Source organism: Arthrobacter sp. AOP29-A2-19 (assembly GCF_058138025.1).
On sequence record NZ_CM176894.1, the window covers coordinates 708,229 to 726,590 of the forward strand.

The window sequence follows — 18,362 nt, forward strand, 5'->3', positions numbered from 1 at the left end:
TATAAAGGAGTTCCCATGACCAGGCAGACGCTCGACCTTCCCGCCACCGCCCTCGCCGCGCGCTACGCCGAGGGCCTGGACCCGCGCGAGGTCGCGGAGACGGTGCTGGCGCGGATCGCCGAACGCGAGCCCGTGCTCAACGCGTTCTACCGCCACGACCCGGAGCAGGTGCGGCGCGACGCGGCCGCCTCCGCCGCGCGCTGGGCCTCCGGAACCCAGCTCTCCGCCTGCGACGGGATCCCGGTCACCGTCAAGGAGAACATTCCCCGCGCGGGAATCGAGGTCCCCGCGGGCACCGCGGTCCCCAACCCGCCCACCGCCTCGGAGAACGCCCCGGTCACCGACCGGCTGCTGGAGGCCGGCATGGTGATCCTCGGTTCCACCACCATGCCGGACTGGGGCATGCTCTCCTCCGGGGTGTCCTCCCTGCACGGCATCACCAGGAACGCCTGGGATCCGGCCCTGACCACGGGCGGATCGAGCGCCGGCGCCGGCGCCGCGGCCGCCGCGGGATACGGCCCGCTGCACGTCGGCACGGACATCGGGGGGTCCATCAGGCTCCCGGGGACGTGGGCCGGGCTGGCCACCCTTAAGCCGAGCGCGGGGCTGGTCCCGCTGCACGCGCCGTACCTCGGGCGGGCGGCCGGTCCGCTGGCCCGTTCGGTGGCGGACGCCGCCCTGCTGATGGGCGTCATCGCCCGCCCGGACCGCCGCGACTACTCGGCCCGGGAGTTCCCCGCGATGGACTGGGCCGCGGGCGCGGCGGCCCCGCGCGGGCTGCGGATCGGCCTGCAGCTTGACGCCGGTTCCGGGGCGCCGGTGGACCCGGAGGTCGCCGCCGCCGTCGAGCGGGCCGCGCGCGTGTTCGCCGGCGCCGGCGCCGCGATCGTTCCCCTGACCCCGTTTATGGCGCCGGACCAGCTCGCCGGGATCGACGCCTTCTGGCGCACGCGCTCCTGGGCCGACTACAGCGCGCTGGACGAGGCGGCGCGGGCGCACGTCCTGCCGTACATCGCCCGCTGGTGCGAGGGCGGAAAGCGGTACGACGGGGTGGAGACCGTCCGGAACTACCACCGCTTCGCCGAGGTCCAGCAGGCCACGCGGGCGGCCACGGAGCCCTTCGACCTGGTCCTGTCGCCCGTCGCGCCCATGGCGGCGTTCGCGGCCGAGCAGCCGATGCCGGTCAACGACCCGGACCTGCCGATGGCGCACATCTCCTTCACCGTGCCCTACAACATGTCAGGGCAGCCGGCGGCAACCGTCAACTGCGGGTTCACCGCGGACGGCCGAACCATCGGGCTGCAGCTGGCCGGCCGGGTCGGGGCCGACGACCGCGTCCTGGCGGCGGCCGCCTGGTACGAGTCCGTGCGCGGTGACGCGGCGCCGGACTGGTCGCTGGTGCCCTGACCCGCCTCGGCGGCCGTCAGTCCGGCGGGGTGAAGCGGCCGTCGATCGCCGTCCACCCGCCGTCGACGGTGAGCGTGGAGCCCGTGACGAAGCTGGCGGCATCGGAGCACAGGTAGACGACGGCGCCCGCCAGCTCCTCGGGACGCGACCACCGCCCCAGCGCGCTCTTGGACGCGTAGGCCTGGTACCACTCGGCGTTGGAGGTGATCTGGGCGGTCAGCGGGGTCTCCACAACGCCGGGCGCGATCGCGTTGACGCGGACGCCCTGCGGCCCGAACTCGGCGGCGGCGGTCTTCAGCAGCTGCACCATCCCGGCCTTGGTCGCCGCGTAGGCGCCCTGCCCGGGCTCCACCACCGAGGCGCGGATGGAGGCGAAGCCCGTGATGGACCCGCCGCCCCGCGCCGCCATCGCCGGGGCGAACGCGCGGATCAAGGCGAAGGACGCCCGCAGGTTCAGGTTCACGACCCGGTCGAACTCGTCCATGGTGTAGTCCGCGATGCGCTTCCGGACGTTGGTCGCCGCAGTGAAGACCAGCGAATCGAGGTCGGTGTGCGCGGCGGCCGCCGCGGTCACGGCGTCGAGGTCGGTGACGTCGAGCGCGTACGCCACCGCCGGGCGTCCCGCCAGTTCCGCGGTCTCCGCGGCGGCGTCCAGGTTGCGGTCCGCGCACACCACGTCCGCCCCGTGCGCCGCCAGCGCCAGCGCGGACTCGCGGCCTATGCCGCTTCCGGCGCCGATGACCATGATCTTGCGTCCGTCCAGGCGGAACAGCCTGGTGTAGTCGATGCCGGGGTTAGCGTTCACGGCGGTCCTTTCGAAGGGGTGTGGGTACGGCCGCGCTCAGGCGGGGCGGATCATGGCCATGCGGGTGACGGTGAACTCTTCGATGGCCCAGCGGGGGCCCTCCCGGCCGGTCCCCGAGTCCTTCACGCCGCCGTACGGCATGATGTCCGAGCGGAAGCCGGGGATCTCGTTGACCACCACCCCGCCGACGTCGAGCCGGTTGATGGCCGCGAACGCGTTCGCGAGGGAGCGGGTGTAGACGGCCGCCTGCAGCCCGTAGCGCGAGTCGTTGACCAGCCTGATGGCCTCGTCCATGCCGCCGACGCTGTCCAGGCAGACCACCGGCCCGAAGATCTCCTCGCACCACAGCGGGGAGTCGTGGGGCACTCCCGCCAGCACCGTCGGGCGGACGAGGGCCGGCTCGTCACGCCCGGCGGGATCGGCCGCGGGCCCGCCGGCCACCACGCGCGCCCCCGCGGCCAGCGCGTCGTCGACCCAGGCGTTGATCCGCCCGGCCGAGGCGGCGTTGATGACCGGGGCCACCCGCGTGGCGGGGTCGCGCGGATCGCCGACGACCACCTCCGGCAGGCGGGCGGCGAGCTTGTCCGCGAACGTCTCGGCGACGGATTCCAGCAGGACAACGCGCTGCACGGAGATGCACGCCTGCCCGTTCGCGTAGAAGGCGCCGCGGATCACCGCGTCGACGGCGGCGTCGAGGTCGGCGTCCGCGTCGACGATCAGGCCGGTGTTGGAGCCGAGCTCGAGGACAGCCTTGCGCGGGGCCGCCGCCCGGGCGATCCGGTGGCCGACGGCGGCGGATCCGGTGAAGGAGACGACGGCGGCCCGGGGGTCCGCCACCAGGGTCTCTCCCACGTCCGTGCCGCCGTTCACCAGTTGGACTGTCGCCCGGGGGAGCCCGTGGAACTCCAGGACCCCGCGGATCAGGTCGACCATCCAGAGCGTCGCCAGCGGGGTGTCGGGGGAGGGCTTGAGGACAATGGGGCAGCCGGCGGCGAGCGCCGGGGCAATCTTGTGGCTCGCCAGCAGCACGGGGTAGTTGAACCCGGCGATGCCCACGATCACGCCGGCCGGCCGGCGCGTGTAGTAGCCCAGCATGCCGCTGCCCAGCGGCTGGAGGTCCAGCGGGACGGTCTCGCCTGTCGTGCGGGTGACCTCCTCGGACGCGGCCTCCCATGTGGTCAGGGTGCGGGCCATCTCCACCGCGCAGTCGACCGCCGGCTTGCCGGTCTCGAGCACCAGCAGCTTCTGGAGCTCCGCGGAGTGGCCGGCCAGGGCCGCGCGGACGTCGGCGAGGACCGAGCGCCGCAGCCCGGTGCTCGCGGCGGCGATGGCAGGCGCGGCCGCGGCGGCGGCGTCCATCGCGGTCGCGGCGGTCGCGGCGTCCGCCACCGGGGCCCGCCCGACCACCGACCCGTCGTAGGGGAATACGACGTCGGACTGCGCGGAGCACTGCACGCCGGCCTCGCCGACGGGGAGCGTCGCGGCCAAGCGGGTGGGGAAGGGGGAATCGGTGCCCACGGGCGTCTCCTGTTCCGGGCGCGGCCTCGGGCCCCTGTTTAACGAGTGGTCTTACCAGTAACATGAGCAGACTACTAGCCAATCATCCGTGGAGGCAATGACCATGACCACTCCCGACGTTCCCGCGCCGGACCGGCGCACGTACTCCCTGGCGATCGTCCCGGGGGACGGGATCGGCCCGGAGGTCACCGGCTGCGCGGTCGCGGTGCTGGACGCGGCCGAGCGCCTCTACGGATTCACGACCCGGCGCGAGGAGATCGCGGCCGGCGCGCGGCACTACCTGGAGACCGGGGAGCTGTTCGACGGCGCCGTCCGCGCGCGGCTCCAGGACAAGGACGCCATCCTGTTCGGGTCGATGGGCGACCCGTCCGTGGCGCCGGGAATTCTGGAGCGCGGGTTTATCCTGGCCATGCGCCAGGCGTTCGAGCAGGCCGTGAACCTGCGTCCCGTCAGGCTGTATCCCGGCGTGAAGACGCCCATGGCGGGGCTGGAACCGGAGCGTTGCGACCTGGTGATCGTGCGCGAGAACACCGAGGGCGCCTACGTGGGCCGCGGCTCGACCGTCCACGCCGGAACCCCCAACGCCGTCGCGGTCCAGGAGTCCGTCAACACCCGTGCCGGCGTCGAGCGCGTCGTCGACTACGCGTTCCGCCTCGCGGCCGTTCGCCGGAAGAAGCTCACGCTCTGCCACAAGACCAACATCCTGGTGGAGGCCGGCAACCTGTGGCAGGCCACGGTCAACGACGTCGCCGTCCGCTACCCCGACGTCGAGACCGACTACGTGCACGTGGACGCGATGTGCTTCCACCTGCCCGTCTCGCCCGAGCGCTTCGACGTCGTCGTCACCGACAACCTGTTCGGCGACATCATCACGGACCTGGGCGCCGTGATCCAGGGCGGCCTCGGCGTGGCCGCCAGCGCCAACCTGAACCTGGACGGGCGCCACCCCAGCATGTTCGAGGCCATCCACGGCTCCGCGCCGGACATCGCCGGGCGCGGACTGGCGAATCCGGCCGGGGCCGTGCTCTCGCTCGCCATGTGCCTGGCCCACCTGGGCGAGGCCGAGGCGGCGCGGGCCGTGGAGACGGCCGTGGTCGGCGTCCTGGGGGAGATGGAGGGGCTCGGCGGCGCGGCCATGGGCGGCACGACGAACCAGGTGGGGCGCCGCATCGTCGCCGCTCTGGAGGCGGCCGCCGACGGATCCCTGCCGCGGCTGGCCGGCAGTTCGGTGATGGACGCGATGGCGGCCGCGAAGCGCTGACGCCGGCCGGGGGAGAATGGGGGAGTGCCGAAGCCCTTTACGCTGGTCCAGCTGCGCTACTTCGCGGTGGTCGCCCAGACGCAGAACATGACAGAGGCGGCCGTTCGCCTGAACGTCACCCAGTCCACGCTCTCCTCCGCGATCGCCCAGCTCGAATCGGAGCTCGGCGCCGCGCTGTTCGTGCGCCTGCCGCGCCGCGGCCTGCAGCTCACCGAGTCCGGCCGCCGGCTGGCGCGGGAGCTCGGGCCCTTCCTCGAGGAGGCGGACCGGCTCCACGGAATCGTCGCGGGGGAATCGGACTCCCTGGACGGGGAGCTCCGCGTCGGCGTCTTCGCCCCGCTCGCACCCTTCCGCGCGCCGGTGATCCTGTCCGCCTTCGGGCGCAGCCACCCGGGGGTTCACGTCTCCTTCCTCGAGGGGGACCAGGAGTTCATCCAGCGCGCGCTCGCCGAGGGGCGCTGCGACGTGGCGCTGATGTACGACATCGGGCTGGAGGAGGGCTTCACCACGCACGTGGTGGAGCGCGTGCCCGCCCACGTGATCGTCCACGCCGGCCACCGGCTGGCGGCGGACCCGGACCGAGAGGTGTGGCTGTCCGAGCTGGCCGAGGACCCGCTGATCCTCCTGGACCTCCCGCACACCCGCGAGTACTTCCTCAAGCTGTTCCGGCTGGCCGGGGTGGAGCCGCGCATCCGGCACCGCGCCACCGGCTACGAGACCGTCCGGTCGTTCGTGGGCAAGGGGCACGGCTACTCCGTGCTCAACCAGCGCCTGCACCACAACCAGACGTACGCCGGCGGGCGCGTGGTGCCCCTGCGGCTGGCCGACGACCTCCCGCCGATCGAGGTCCTGCTGGTCCGTCCCGACGGCGTCCGCCCCACGCGGAAGGCCCTGGCCTTCGAAGAGGTCTGCCTGAGGCTCTACGGGGCGCCGCGCGGCTAGACCCGGCCCGCCCGGCACCGCTGACTAGGACGCTTGCAAGGGCGCCCCTGTCGGACGCCGTTTGCATCGAGTGGGTCGATGCAAACTTGCAAAAGAATCAATTGGACAGGTGTGATCCAGCTCACCCAGACTGGTGTGCACAGCCCACTTACCAGGAGTTCCCATGACCGAGCAGGAACAGCGTTACAACGGTGTTTCGCGACACACCGGCACGGACGGCCGTTCGCGAAACAACACCGCAAGCATGGATTCACCGTCGCGAAACACCGCAGCCCCGGCGCGAAACGCCGCCTCCGTACGGTTGCTGCCATGAACACAACACCACAGTCGCTCGCGGCCGAGTCCGGAACCGGCGCGGCGCCCACCAGCGCCACGGAATTCAACCGCGGCACCAAGTCCACCGGACTGCAGAAGCGCGTCCTCGCCGGAGGCAGCGTCGGCCAGTTCATCGAGTTCTACGACTTCTCCCTCTACGGCCTCTCCGCCGTGATGCTCTCCCAGCTCTTCTTCCCCAGCCAGAGCCCGGTTGTGGCGCTGCTCTCCGTGTTCGCCACCTTCGGCGTCGCCTTCTTCATCCGCCCGCTCGGCGGACTCTTCTTTGGCGCGCTGGGCGACAAGATCGGCCGGCGCAAGGTCCTCTACATCACGCTGCTGACCATCGGCGCCGCCACGGCCGGCATCGGCCTGCTCCCGACGTTCGCCCAGATCGGCGCGCTCGCCCCGATCCTGCTGGTCCTCTGCCGGCTGCTGCAGGGCTTCTCCGCGGGCGGCGAGTCCGTCGGCGCCCCCGCGTTTGTGTTCGAGCACGCGCCGGTGGACCGCCGCGGCTTCTGGCTGAACATCACGCTCGCCGCCACCGCGCTGCCCTCCGTGGTCGCCGGCTCCATGATCCTGGTCCTCAGCCAGACGATGAGCGACGAGGCCTTCACCAGCTGGGGATGGCGCGTGCCGTTCCTGCTGGCCCTGCCGCTGGCCGTCTTCGGGCTGTGGATCCGCTCCCGCACCGAGGAGTCGGAGGCGTTCAAGCAGGTCGCCGCCCAGGAGCAGACCAAGGAGTACAGCCCCATCCGCGAGGCCTTCCGCGAGAACCGCCTGCGCATGCTGCAGGTCGTCTTCGTTATGGGCCTGACCGCCATGGGCTTCTACTTCCTGGTCGGCTACTTCGTCCCGTTCGTGCAGACCAGCGGCAACCTGTCCCGCGAACAGTCGCTGATGGCCAACGCCGCGGCCCTGCTGCTCTACGCGATCCTGCTCCCGATCGGCGGCATCATCGGCGACAAGGTGGGACGCAAGCCCATGCTCATCGCCGGCGCCGCGGCCATCGCCGTCTTCGCCATCCCGTGCTTCATGCTGGTCACCAGCGGGTCCCTGGCCCTGGCCATCGTCGGGCAGCTGCTGTTCGTGGTCCCGCTCTGCATCTACGGCGGCGGCTGCTACACCTTCTTCGTCGAGATCTTCACGACCCGCACCCGGTTCACGTCCGCGGCCGTCAGCTACAACGTGGCCTACGCCCTGTTCGGCGGCACCGCCCCGTTCATCGGCACGGCGCTCATCGGGGCCTCGGGCAACAACATCGCCCCCGGCATCTACCTCGCGGTCGCCGCGGTCATCGTCCTGCTGCTGCTGACGCTGACCAAGGTCCCCGAGACCCGCGGCACCCTCCACTAGAACCGACGCGACAACACCAGGAGCTCCACCGTGAACGCCCAAGCATTCCTCACCGACTTCCACCACGTCGCCACCTTCGGCGCCACCGACAACAACGGCGTCGACCGCCAGGCCGCCACGCCGGAGGACAGGCTCAGCCGCGACTGGTTCGCCGCCTTCGCCGCCCAGCGCGGCTGGGAGGTGCGCGTGGACGGCATCGGCAACATGTTCGCCCTCGTCGAGTTCGCGCCCGGCGCGCCGTACATCCTCATCGGCTCGCACCTGGACTCGCAGCCGCTCGGCGGCCGCTTCGACGGCGCCTACGGCGTCGTCGCCGGGCTCCACGCCGCCGAGCGCGTGGCGGAGCGGCTCCGCGAGGAGGGCGGCACGCCGCCGCTGAACCTGTGCGTCGTGAACTGGTTCAACGAGGAGGGCGGCCGGTTCGCGCCGTCGATCATGGGCAGCTCGGTGTTCGCCGGGTTGATGGACCAGGAGAGCATGCTGCAGGTCCGGGACCTGCAGGGCACCACCGTCCGGGAGGCGCTGGAGTCCATCGGCTACCTGGGCACGGACGAGCGCCCGGACGTGGCCGGCTACGCCGAGATCCACATCGAGCAGGGCCGGATCCTGGAGCGCGAGGGCTATACGATCGGCGCCGTCGACTACTCCTGGCACACCCAGAAGCTGGACATCGAGGTGCTGGGGGAGCAGTCCCACACCGGCGCCACGGCCATGGCGGACCGCCACGACGCCCTGGTCGCGGCGTCGAAGATCGTCCTGATGGTCCACGACGTCACGGGCGACTTCGAGGAGGAGGCGCTGGTCTCCTCCGTCGGCCAGCTGACCCTGGAGCCCAACTCGCCGATCGTGGTCCCGCGCCGGGTCCGCCTGGTCGCCGACCTGCGCTCCGCCAGCCCGGACACGGTCAACGCCGCCCGCGCCACGCTGCTGGCGAAGATGGAGGCGCTCGCCATCGAACACGACATCAAGATCAACGTGCGCGACTTCGACGTCCGCGGCATCCAGTACTACCCGGAGGAAGGCATCGAGCTGGCGGAGAAGGTGGCCGCCGACCTGGGCCTAGGCGCCCGCCGGATCCGCACCATGGCGGGGCACGACTCCGTGGCGCTGAACCGGATCGTCCCCACGGTCATGATGTTCATCCCGTCGGTCGACGGCGTTTCCCACTGCGAGCGGGAGTTCACCACGGACGAGGACATGGCGGCGGGCGTGGACGCACTCGCCGGCGTCGCGTGGGAGATGGTCCGCGGCGCCCTGCCGGCGGGCGCCGCGCCGCTCGCCGCCGCGGGCGCGGGCGCTTAGCGTGGGGGCGCCGGCCCGCGTCGACGAGCTCCACTACCTGGACGCCGCCAGCGCGCTGCGGCTGTTCCGCGGCCGCGAGCTTTCGCCGGTGGAGCTGATGGGCTCGCTGATCGCGCGGACCGAGGCCGTCAACGGCGCCGTCAACGCGCTCACCGAGACGCTGTTCGAGGACGCGCTCGCCGCGGCCCGCCTGGCGGAGGCGCGCTACGCGCGGGCGGAGGACGACGCCGGCGCGCCCCCCGGCGCGCTGTTGGGGCTCCCGGTCGCCACCAAGGAGAAGCACGCCCTGGCCGGCCGGACCCTGGAGCAGGGCCTGGGCGCGCACCGCGGGCGCACGGCCGCGGCGGACCACCCGGTGGTGGAGCGGATCCGCGCGGCCGGCGGGATCGTCCACGCCCGCACCACCTCGCCCGAGTTCAGCTGCGCCACCGTCACGCACAGCCCCATGTGGGGCGTCACGCGCAACCCGTGGAACCTGGAGTGCTCGCCGGGCGGGTCCTCCGGCGGGGCCGGTGCCGCGCTCGCGGCCGGGCTCGCGCCGCTGGCCACCGGCAGCGACATCGCCGGGTCCACCCGCATCCCGGCGGGCTTCACCGGGACCGTCGGCTACAAGGCGCCCTACGGCCGGATCCCGGGCGCCCCGCCGCTGTCCGCGGACTGGTACCGCGGGGACGGGCCGATGGCGCGGACCGTCGCGGACACCGCCCTGCTGGCCAACGTGATGTCCGGCCCGCACGCCGCGGACCACTTCACCGTCCCGGCCGGAGCGCCCATCGCGCTGGAGCACGCGCCCGTGGCGGGGCTGCGGATCGCGCTGAGCGCCACCCTGGGCGACTACCCGGTGGACGCCGCCGTCGAGTCCAACACCCGGGCCGTGGCCGAGGCGCTGCGGGCCGCGGGCGCGGACGTGGTGGAGGTCGGCCTGCCGTGGACCACGGACCGGATCCGCGAGACCATCTTCACGCACTTCGGGCACATCCTGGGCCCCGCCATGGCCGCCGAGACGGGCGGCAGCGACGAGCCCGTGGCCGCCTACACCGCGCGGTTCATCGGGGACGCCGCCGCAGCGGCGGCCCGGAACACCCTCGCCGAGGGACTGGCCATGGACGCCCGGATCCAGGCGGAGCTGGCCGCCGCGATGGAGGGGTTCGACGCGCTGCTGTGCCCGACGTCGGCCGTCGCCTCGCTGGACGCGGACGGCGACTACCTGGACGGGATCGACGCCGGCTCCCGCCGGCTGGGCCACTACTGGGAGGCGCACATGACCAGCCCCTTCAACGTGGCCAACCGCTGCCCGGTCCTCGCGGTCCCCAGCGGCCTGGCGGCGAACGGCGTCCCCACCGGCGTGCAGGTGGTCGGGCACCCGTTCGCGGAGAACATGGTTTTCCGCGTCGGCGCGGCCATCGAGTCGCTGATGCCCTGGGCCGGGAGGCGCCCGGCGCTGTAGTCCGGCCAAACGCCCCGGATCCTGCCGATAGACTCGCCCTATGATCGTCGGCATTGGTGTGGACGTTGTCCAGGTTTCCCGTTTCAAGGCGCAGCTCGAACGCACGCCGGCCCTCCGCGAGCGGCTGTTCGTCCCCGCCGAGCGGGAGTTGAACGTGCGGTCGCTGGCCGCCCGCTTCGCCGCGAAGGAGGCCGTCGCCAAGGCGCTCGGGGCGCCGGTGGGCATGAACTGGCAGCACTGCCAGGTGGTGGTCGACGCCGCGGGGGACCCCCACGTGCTGATGGACGGCACGGTCGCCGAGGCCGCCACGCGGAAGGGCGTGCTCTACTGGCACCTGTCCCTCAGCCACGACGGCGACCTGGCCACGGCCATGGTCGTGGCGGAGAAGTAGGGGCATGATCCCCGCCTACACCGGCACCCAGATCCGGGCAGCCGAGGCGCCGCTCCTCGAGGCGGGCAGGGGCCCCGAGCTGATGAACCTCGCCGCCCACGGGCTCGCCCGGCACACAGCGGAACTGCTGCGGCGCGAGCGCGGCCGGGTCTACGGGACGCGCGTCGCCGCGCTGGTTGGCACCGGTAACAACGGGGGAGACGCGCTCTTCGCCATGGCGCTCCTCGCGAAGAGGGGAGTGGCGTGCACCGCCGTGCTGCTCGGCAAGAACGCGCACGACGCCGGGCTGGCCGCCTTCAGGAAGGCCGGGGGCAGGGTCGTCGACGGCCGACGAACGAACGGGAGCGGATCCCGCGGCGACAGCCGGCGCTGGCGCGCCGCCTCCACCGCGCTGGACGGTGTGGACCTGGTCATCGACGCCGTGCTCGGCACCGGCGCGAAGGGCGGGGTGGAGCTCCCGGAGATCCCCGGCGGGGCACTCGTGGTGGCGTGCGACCTTCCCTCCGGCGTCGACGCCGACACCGGCGACGCTCCCGACTCCGCCCTCCGGGCCGACCTCACGGTGACCTTCGGCGCGCTCAAGACCGGCCTCACCGTGGGCAAGGGCCACCTGCTCTCGGGCCGGATCGAGGTGGTGGACATCGGCCTCCGCCCGCATCTGGGCGAGCCCGACCTCCACGTCATCGAGTCCGACGACGCCGCCAGGCTCCGCCCGCGGCCGCGGCCGGGCGACCACAAGTACACGCGCGGCGTCCTGGGCCTGGTCGCGGGCTCGGCCCAGTACCCCGGGGCCGCGATCCTCTCGGCGACGGCGGCGGTCAACACGGGCCTGGGGATGCTGCGCACGATCACGCCCGAATCGGTGCGCCCACTGTTGGCGCAAGCGGTGCCGGAAGCTGTCGCCGCAGAGAATGCCGATGTCCGCGTCCAGGCGTGGGCCGTTGGCCCCGGGATCGGAGACGATGAATCTCAGATTGCCGCGGCGAAGGTCGCCATCGCCTCCGGGCTACCGTGCGTGGTGGACGCCAGCGCCCTGGACACGATTACGCCCGAGGACGGACACGGCAACCTGGTCCTTACTCCGCACGCCGGCGAACTGCAACGGCTCCTGGAGCGGGCGGGCATGCGGGTGGACCGGTCGACGATCGAGCGCGATCCGGTGCGCTGGGCGCGCTGGGCGGCTGTCGGCTATTCGTCCGTAGTGCTGCTGAAGGGGCCAGCCACGGTGTGTGTCTCGCCGGAAGGTTACGCCGTCGTGTGCAACTCGGCTGGTCCGGAACTGGCGACTGCTGGGAGCGGGGATGTTCTCACCGGGATCCTCGGTGCCGCGCTAGCCACGGGCACAAGGAGGCCGACGACCCGGTACCTCACGGACCTTGCTGGATCGTCGGCCTACCTGCATGCAATGAGCGCTGTCAGCGCGGGCGGGAGATCTCTTGTGCGATCAGTGTCTTTCGCTGGCAATGTGGGTGCCACGAAACCGACCACGGGTGATTGGATCCGCTAGAACTTGAGGTGACGGCTTCCCGCTTCCGCCGCCTTGATGATCAGGTTTTCGTATGACTCGCAGACGTCTTCCCAGCTGTAGAACTTCCGGGAGCGCACGAAGGCTTTCTCGCCCAGTTCGCGACGCAAGTCGGAATCGGTGAGGACCGCGTGGCACGCGTCCGCGATGGCCTGGCCGTCCGCCGGAACGAAGATGGCGGCGTCGTCGAGAACTTCACGGTTGTATGGCGTGTCCCGAGCAACCGTGGGTGTGGAGCAAGCCATTGCCTGCACTAGCGCGGGGTTGGTGCCGCCCACGCTGTGTCCGTGGAAATACACGCCAGCGTGCTGCCACAGCCCGTGGAGATATTCGTCGTCGCTCACGTGTCCGAGCCATGTGACGCGTGGCTCGCTGTCGACGAGTTGACGGACTTTGTCCTCGATCGGATCCTGGTACCCTGCCGTTCCCACCAAGACGACATCGTGAGTTTTGGCGATGGTCTTGGCCGCCTCGAGGAACTCCAGAATTGAGTTCTCGGGGACGAACCGGGCGACGAGTAGCGCGTAGTTGCCCGGCGTGACACCCCGGGGAACGGGGAGGTTTTCCTCGACGTCTCCTCCGTAGGGAATGAACTCGAGCTTCCTATGTGTTTTCGCTTCCCAGCGTCGCTGGATTTCTATCGCATCGGCGATCAAGTGGTTCGCGAAGGTCGCTGTGAATCGCGCGCCGGAGCGGAACATCTTGCGCGCGGCGTTGCCCCACTTGGCTCGTTCCCACTCAATACCGTCGACGTTGACTACCGTAGGTATGCCGCGTGCCTTGAGGATGGGCAACCAGAATCCGTTGGCGACATTCATGATCAGTGCGACGTCTGGCTTGTTCCGCGCAGCCGAGAGCGCCGACGTCAGACCGTAGGTGAGTGTGCTCAGTTGCTTTGTTTCGATTCCTCGGGTTTGCACGCTTTTCACCCTGGTGTCCCGGGTTTCGTCGTCTGCGTTGACAGCCCCGGGCCGCCCGTACACCGTGACATCCCAGCCCTGCTCGGCGAGATACGGTGCGAGTTTTCGTACTGCGGTTTCGAATCCCCCGTAGTAGCTGGGGTATCCACGGGTGCCAATGATGGCAACTGACTTGCTCACGTATGTTGCTCCAATGCTGATTTTCGAATGCGAACTCATGGCAACTTGCCTGGCCTAGTAGGCGCCGTCTTTCGCCACGACCGCCTTGACCGTTCGGAACAGGATGACAAGGTCTTGCATAAGCGACCAGTTCTCCACGTAGTAGAGGTCCAACCGGACGCTGTCCTCCCAGGAGAGGTCCGACCTGCCGCTGACCTGCCACAGACCGGTAATGCCGGGCTGCACAAGCAGCCGGCGATGCACGTACTGTTCATATGTTTCGACCTCGGCGGGTAGGGGCGGCCGCGGGCCGACGATGCTCATTTCTCCGACCAGGACATTCCAGAGTTGAGGCAACTCGTCCAGACTGTACTTGCGAATGAATGCTCCGAGCTTCGTGATGCGCGGGTCACCCTTCATCTTGAACAGGACGCCGTTGCCTTCACTGGCCTTTGCGAGTTCGTTCAGCCGGGCCTCAGCGTCCACCACCATGGAGCGGAACTTGTGCATGCGGAAAAGTGACCCGTTCTTGCCGACTCTGTCCTGGTGGAAGAATGCTGGGCCGGGACTGTCGAGCACGACCGCGATCGTCAGGGCCAGCAGGACGGGACTCAGGACGATTATTCCGAGGACGCTACCGGCGATGTCGAAGGCGCGCTTCCCCAATCCCTTAAGACCCTCCAGCTTGGGCGTGGTGACGTGGATGAGTGGAAGTCCCGCAACGGGAACCGTGTGAATGCGCGGTCCCGCAACATCCGTCAGCGCGGGCGCCATGATCATGGAGATGCCCCTCGCGTGCAGCTCCCATCCGAGTTGGCGAATCACACGCGGCTTGAGGGATGAGCCAGAAGATATGGCAATCGCATCCACCTTATAAGCCTCGATGGCCAGGAGGATGTCCGCCAACGTGTGTCCCACACCGGCCACGGGCACTGCTAGTTCGTCCCCGGTGGGCGACTGCCTTGCGAACCCCGGCAGGAATGCGGCGACGGGCGTGTAGCCAGCCGCCGGGGCACCGCTCAAGTTCTTGTGAAGGTGTGCTACCGCCGACGGTCCACCCACCAGCAGCAGCCGTCTGGTGTACTTGCCGTCGCGGCGCCGTCCAACCACGATGCGCCTGTAGACGAAGCGGGAAATCAAGAGCAGAGAGAGCCCTACTGGTAGGGCGACGCCGACGTAGCCTCGCGCCGTCGGAATATTCGCCGCGTAGGACACGATGGCGATGGCGCCGAAGACGTAGAGCGAACTGACGGTGACACGCTTGTACTCCTCCGAGCCAACGCCAACGATCTTGATATCTCGAGCGTTCCATGCCGACAGGCATGTCCACCAGGCAAGGCCGATCAGGAGGCCCAGAACGGAGTAGCGGGCGTCTACTCCTACCCCGAACCCGATCCCGATTTCAGCATTCGCGTCGGGACCAAATCGAAGAAGCTGAGCGACTATCAGAGCCACCGCGATAACCACGGCATCGATGACCGCTAGTAAGCGGGGGATTCCCCGACTCCACGGCTCGCCTAAGACTTTCAATTAACTAAGCCCCCCCCGGGCAGTAATAGCGCGAACTCAAACTGGAAGCGCGGCCGGCGTAGTGGCAACAAACTTGTGGCCGAGGGCCGCGATCGTCCACCCCGAATCCTGCCACGCCTGAATGTCGAGGACATTTCGAGCGTCAATGAAGTTCAGACTGGCGACATTGGCTTTGAGATCATCTGGCTGCAAGTCGCGGAATTCTTGCCATTCCGTAAGGAGAATCACAAGGTCTGCTTCAGCGGTCGCAGCTGTCCAGGAGTCGACATAGTCAAGGCGGGGAAACCGCCTTGACGCGTTGGCGTTGCCCTGTGGATCGTAGACGCTAACCTCGGCACCGGAGTTGAACAGACGCGCGGCGACGTCCAATGCGGGGGAATCGCGAACGTCGTCACTGTCGGGCTTGAACGCGACGCCCAGCACGGCAATTTTCTTGCCCTCGACAGGACCGATCATTTCTTCGGCAAGGTGGACGACGCGGTCCCTGCGCCGGAGGTTGATTTCATCGATCTCGGTCAGGAAGCGCATGGTCCGGTCCATGCCAAGCTCGCTGACGCGGGCCTGGAGTGCCCGGATGTCCTTGGGAAGGCAGCCCCCGCCGAAGCCCACACCGGCGTTCAGGAACCGTCGACCGATGCGGGCGTCGTGGCCTATGGCGTCCGCGAGAACGCGAATGTTGCCGCCCACTTGCTCTGTGATTTCCGAGAAGGCGTTGATGAAGGAGATCTTGGTCGCGAGGAAGGCGTTCGCCGCAACCTTCACCAATTCGGCCGTTTCGAAGTCGGTGGAGATGAAGGGCGTGCCCGTTTGCAGGGCTGCGCCATAGACGGCCCGGAGGACGTCCTCCGACGCCGCATCGTCGACGCCGACGACCAATCGATCGGGCGTCAGCGTGTCTTTGACCGCGAAGCCCTCGCGAAGAAACTCGGGGTTCCATGCCAGCCTTATTGAGAGTCCCGCCCGCTGATTATCCTGAATGAGCTCCTTTAGCCTCCGCGCGGTCCCCACCGGCACCGTGGACTTGCCCACAATGAGTGCGTCTTTGGTTATGCTCCGGGCCAGCGAAACTGCGGCCGCGTCGACAAACTTCAAGTCGGCGGCATTATCGCCTGGCTTCTGCGGAGTGCCCACACCGATGAAATGTACGTCCGCCCATCTGCCGACCTCCTCGTAGGATGTCGTGAACCGAAGCTTCCCGGACGCGATGTGCTTCTTGAGGAGTTCCGGCAATGCGGGCTCGTGGAAGGGTAGGATCCCCTGACTCAGCCGTCGGATCTTTTCTTCATCAACGTCCAGGCCAAGGACGTCGAACCCTAATTCAGCCATGCATGCGGCGTGTGTGGCACCTAGATACCCAGTGCCGATCACGGATATCTTCACGATTGCTCTTCCTTCTCCAAAAGTATCCCTTGTCTTAGAGACGATAAGACTCAAGTTGAGTTTGTCATGTCTCGGGGAACATGGTCCTAAATGACTCGCAGGGGGCCCATGTAGCGCGCAACACATCATGGGGCCAATTGTGTGCAGGGCCCATCCGTGGGTGCGACGAGACTTGTGACCTCGACTTCGTCGGGGAGGCTCGAGTTCTCGTTACGTGATGGAATGGAGTGAACTTAGCCATTCATCGCCATTGCGAGCATCTGCTCGCCTTCAGCCTTAGGACGGGGTACAACGTGGAGCTTTTCCATTGGAATCCTAGAATTCCCATGGTGTCCGGCCCTCTCGGACGTTTCGTTCCTCTGCGGCGACGCCTAAATAACTTCGGCGACCTTCTGGGCCCAATGGTCGTTGAAGCCGTCGCGTCTTCCCTATACCTAGACACTCGGACGAAGTCTCGGTCGGGGCGGCTGCTCTCAGTGGGATCCGTTCTCCACTTTGCAAAGGCGGGAGACACGGTCTGGGGGAGCGGCGTCAATGGGAAGGTTGAGGCTGATTACGCGCTTAGCGCGCCTATCTCTATCCGCGCGGTTCGGGGTCCGCTAACCCGGCGTGTCCTTCAAGCCGCCGGCCATGAAGTGCCATCGATTTATGGTGACCCTGGCTTGCTGTTTCCGCGACTTTATGCGACGGAGATTGCCTCAAGTGACGCGCCCAAACAGGAATTGGTCGTGATACCCAACCTCAACGACCTAGCGAGATACCGATCGCATGAGGCGCTTGTCGCCCCGACTTCGAATCTATGGTCCATCGCGGCGAGTATTCTTCGTGCAGACTTCGTTGCTGCTTCGTCACTGCACGCCATCGTGCTGGCTGATGCTATGGGGATACCAAATCGGCTAATTGAATCCAAGAGTGAACATTCGTTCAAGTACAGGGACTATTACCAAGGAACTGGTCGCGAACTGCCAGAACTGGCGCGTGATGTTGAAGATGCTATCCGACTTGGCGCCACTGAACCGCTCAATTGGGATAGCCAGCCACTCTTGGGGGCTTTTCCAGCAGAATTGTGGAGCGGCCATGCGGGGAATGGAAAATCACATGGGTGAACCGCTCAAGGTCATGTTTTCGACCGGTCCCGACGGACCTCGCACGAATCCATTCATCCCACTCCTAAAACAAGCCGTCGCTCCGCAAGTAGTCGCCTACCCATTTAGTTGGGGTCGCTTCCTAACCGCGCGCTACGATCTGCTCCACGTCCACTGGTTGGAAGAAATCCTGCGAGGCCGCAATCGGTTCAATCAAAGCGTGAAGCCCCTGCTATTTGCCCTCGGCCTGGTTATAGCCCTGATAACGCGACGGCGCATCGTTTCCACCGTTCACAATTTGAAGCCACACGAGCCAGTATCTGGACTTCAAGATCTGGCGTATAAGTTCTACGAGGCCGTCCAGCCGCGACGCATCTTCCTGTCGCGCGTACGAAATGATGGGTTCAATGCCGAGAGAGATGTACTCATACCGCATGGCCACTATCGCCCACTTTTAAACGGTCGGACTAGCGCGAGTTCAGCGGGCAGCAGCGTCGACTATCTTACTTTCGGTCGAGTAAAGCCATACAAGGGAATCACGGGACTTTTGGCCGCCGTCGAGGGTGTGGAGGCCACATTCAGGATAGTTGGTTCCTGCGATGACGCTGCGACTCGGGCGAATCTACACACTACTGCTTCACGACTCAGTAATCTCACGGTGCTCCTTGACTACGTGAGCGATGATGAACTCCTTCACGAACTTGCGTCAGCTCGGGTTGCACTCCTTCCCTATGGTGATATGTACAACTCCGGTGCTGTTCTGTTGGCACTATCTGTAGGGCGTCCGGTTGTCGTTCCGGATACGGAGACCAACCGGCAACTGCGTGATGAAGTCGGTCACGGCTGGATGCACCTGTACAGCGGACGATTTGATGCAGGCTCGCTCCCGGATATTGACAGCCTCGTGGTTGCCATTGCGGACAAGAGCCCGAAGTTGGCTCTCCGCGAATGGGACGTGATAGGGCGGCAGCACGTGGCCTTCTACCGCGAGGTCAGTCGAGGTCGGTCTTGGCCCGTTTAGG

Annotated in this window: 14 protein-coding genes and 1 pseudogene; 10 read left to right on the forward strand and 5 right to left on the reverse strand. The window is 68.0% G+C overall.

Going from position 1 to position 18,362, the window contains the following annotated elements:
• The first annotated feature begins 15 nt into the window (after window positions 1-15).
• Window positions 16-1,407: an amidase gene (locus AC3ZJJ_RS03215; protein WP_489893822.1), complete on the forward strand. Its 1,392-nt coding sequence runs from the start codon at window positions 16-18 to the stop codon at window positions 1,405-1,407.
• A gap of 16 nt (window positions 1,408-1,423) precedes the next feature.
• Here the strand turns inward: AC3ZJJ_RS03215 and AC3ZJJ_RS03220 are convergent, their stop codons facing one another.
• On the reverse strand, window positions 1,424-2,152 hold the full coding sequence (locus AC3ZJJ_RS03220) for an SDR family NAD(P)-dependent oxidoreductase (RefSeq protein ID WP_489895657.1): 729 nt from the start codon (window positions 2,150-2,152) through the stop codon (window positions 1,424-1,426).
• A 96-nt stretch (window positions 2,153-2,248) separates the two neighbouring features.
• Window positions 2,249-3,730, reverse strand: a complete 1,482-nt coding sequence (locus tag AC3ZJJ_RS03225) for an aldehyde dehydrogenase family protein (protein ID WP_489893823.1) — start codon at window positions 3,728-3,730, stop codon at window positions 2,249-2,251.
• Window positions 3,731-3,833: 103 nt separating this feature from the next.
• Between AC3ZJJ_RS03225 and AC3ZJJ_RS03230 the strand changes: the two genes are divergently transcribed.
• The 7 genes from AC3ZJJ_RS03230 (at window position 3,834) to AC3ZJJ_RS03260 (ending at window position 12,248) form a co-directional block, all read left to right on the forward strand.
• The gene (locus AC3ZJJ_RS03230; protein ID WP_489893824.1) at window positions 3,834-4,991 is read left to right on the forward strand and encodes a 3-isopropylmalate dehydrogenase; all 1,158 of its coding nucleotides are present in this window, start codon (window positions 3,834-3,836) and stop codon (window positions 4,989-4,991) included.
• A gap of 24 nt (window positions 4,992-5,015) precedes the next feature.
• A complete protein-coding gene (locus tag AC3ZJJ_RS03235) occupies window positions 5,016-5,933 on the forward strand; it encodes a LysR family transcriptional regulator (protein WP_489893825.1) in 918 nt (305 codons plus the stop codon).
• A gap of 309 nt (window positions 5,934-6,242) precedes the next feature.
• Window positions 6,243-7,601, forward strand: a complete 1,359-nt coding sequence (locus AC3ZJJ_RS03240) for an MFS transporter (RefSeq protein WP_489893826.1) — start codon at window positions 6,243-6,245, stop codon at window positions 7,599-7,601.
• 30 nt (window positions 7,602-7,631) lie between these two features.
• Window positions 7,632-8,903 carry a M20 family metallo-hydrolase gene (locus tag AC3ZJJ_RS03245; protein ID WP_489893827.1) on the forward strand — a complete coding sequence of 424 codons (1,272 nt, stop codon included), beginning with the start codon at window positions 7,632-7,634 and terminating at the stop codon, window positions 8,901-8,903.
• Window position 8,904: 1 nt separating this feature from the next.
• The gene (locus AC3ZJJ_RS03250) at window positions 8,905-10,350 is read left to right on the forward strand and encodes an amidase (RefSeq protein ID WP_489893828.1); all 1,446 of its coding nucleotides are present in this window, start codon (window positions 8,905-8,907) and stop codon (window positions 10,348-10,350) included.
• A gap of 40 nt (window positions 10,351-10,390) precedes the next feature.
• Window positions 10,391-10,741 (forward strand): holo-ACP synthase, encoded by a 351-nt coding sequence (locus AC3ZJJ_RS03255; protein WP_489893829.1) that lies wholly within the window; start codon window positions 10,391-10,393, stop codon window positions 10,739-10,741.
• A 4-nt stretch (window positions 10,742-10,745) separates the two neighbouring features.
• Window positions 10,746-12,248, forward strand: a complete 1,503-nt coding sequence (locus AC3ZJJ_RS03260) for an NAD(P)H-hydrate dehydratase (RefSeq protein WP_489893830.1) — start codon at window positions 10,746-10,748, stop codon at window positions 12,246-12,248.
• Here the strand turns inward: AC3ZJJ_RS03260 and AC3ZJJ_RS03265 are convergent.
• The 3 genes from AC3ZJJ_RS03265 to AC3ZJJ_RS03275 form a co-directional block, all read right to left on the reverse strand.
• Window positions 12,245-13,366, reverse strand: coding sequence for a glycosyltransferase (locus AC3ZJJ_RS03265; RefSeq protein ID WP_489893831.1), 1,122 nt, complete (start codon window positions 13,364-13,366; stop codon window positions 12,245-12,247). The two genes, AC3ZJJ_RS03260 and AC3ZJJ_RS03265, sit on opposite strands and share 4 nt — an antisense overlap.
• Before the next feature lie 54 nt (window positions 13,367-13,420).
• Window positions 13,421-14,800 (reverse strand): sugar transferase, encoded by a 1,380-nt coding sequence (locus AC3ZJJ_RS03270; protein WP_489893832.1) that lies wholly within the window; start codon window positions 14,798-14,800, stop codon window positions 13,421-13,423.
• A gap of 111 nt (window positions 14,801-14,911) precedes the next feature.
• Window positions 14,912-16,255 (reverse strand): UDP-glucose dehydrogenase family protein, encoded by a 1,344-nt coding sequence (locus AC3ZJJ_RS03275; RefSeq protein ID WP_489893833.1) that lies wholly within the window; start codon window positions 16,253-16,255, stop codon window positions 14,912-14,914.
• A 401-nt stretch (window positions 16,256-16,656) separates the two neighbouring features.
• Here AC3ZJJ_RS03275 and AC3ZJJ_RS03280 point away from each other — a divergent pair.
• A pseudogene (locus AC3ZJJ_RS03280) lies at window positions 16,657-17,103 on the forward strand (hypothetical protein); the annotation flags it as partial.
• A gap of 64 nt (window positions 17,104-17,167) precedes the next feature.
• Window positions 17,168-18,361 carry a glycosyltransferase gene (locus AC3ZJJ_RS03285; protein ID WP_489893834.1) on the forward strand — a complete coding sequence of 398 codons (1,194 nt, stop codon included), beginning with the start codon at window positions 17,168-17,170 and terminating at the stop codon, window positions 18,359-18,361.
• The last annotated feature ends 1 nt before the right edge of the window (window position 18,362 follow it).

What these genes read in the sequence shown, in the direction of transcription:
- AC3ZJJ_RS03230 (WP_489893824.1), top strand. Translation starts at nt 3,834, where the DNA reads ATGACCACTCCCGACGTTCCCGCGCCGGACCGGCGCACGTACTCCCTG.
- AC3ZJJ_RS03220 (WP_489895657.1), bottom strand. Translation starts at nt 2,152, where the DNA reads ATGGTCATCGGCGCCGGAAGCGGCATAGGCCGCGAGTCCGCGCTGGCG.
- AC3ZJJ_RS03260 (WP_489893830.1), top strand. Translation starts at nt 10,746, where the DNA reads ATGATCCCCGCCTACACCGGCACCCAGATCCGGGCAGCCGAGGCGCCG.
- AC3ZJJ_RS03240 (WP_489893826.1), top strand. Translation starts at nt 6,243, where the DNA reads ATGAACACAACACCACAGTCGCTCGCGGCCGAGTCCGGAACCGGCGCG.
- AC3ZJJ_RS03215 (WP_489893822.1), top strand. Translation starts at nt 16, where the DNA reads ATGACCAGGCAGACGCTCGACCTTCCCGCCACCGCCCTCGCCGCGCGC.
- AC3ZJJ_RS03255 (WP_489893829.1), top strand. Translation starts at nt 10,391, where the DNA reads ATGATCGTCGGCATTGGTGTGGACGTTGTCCAGGTTTCCCGTTTCAAG.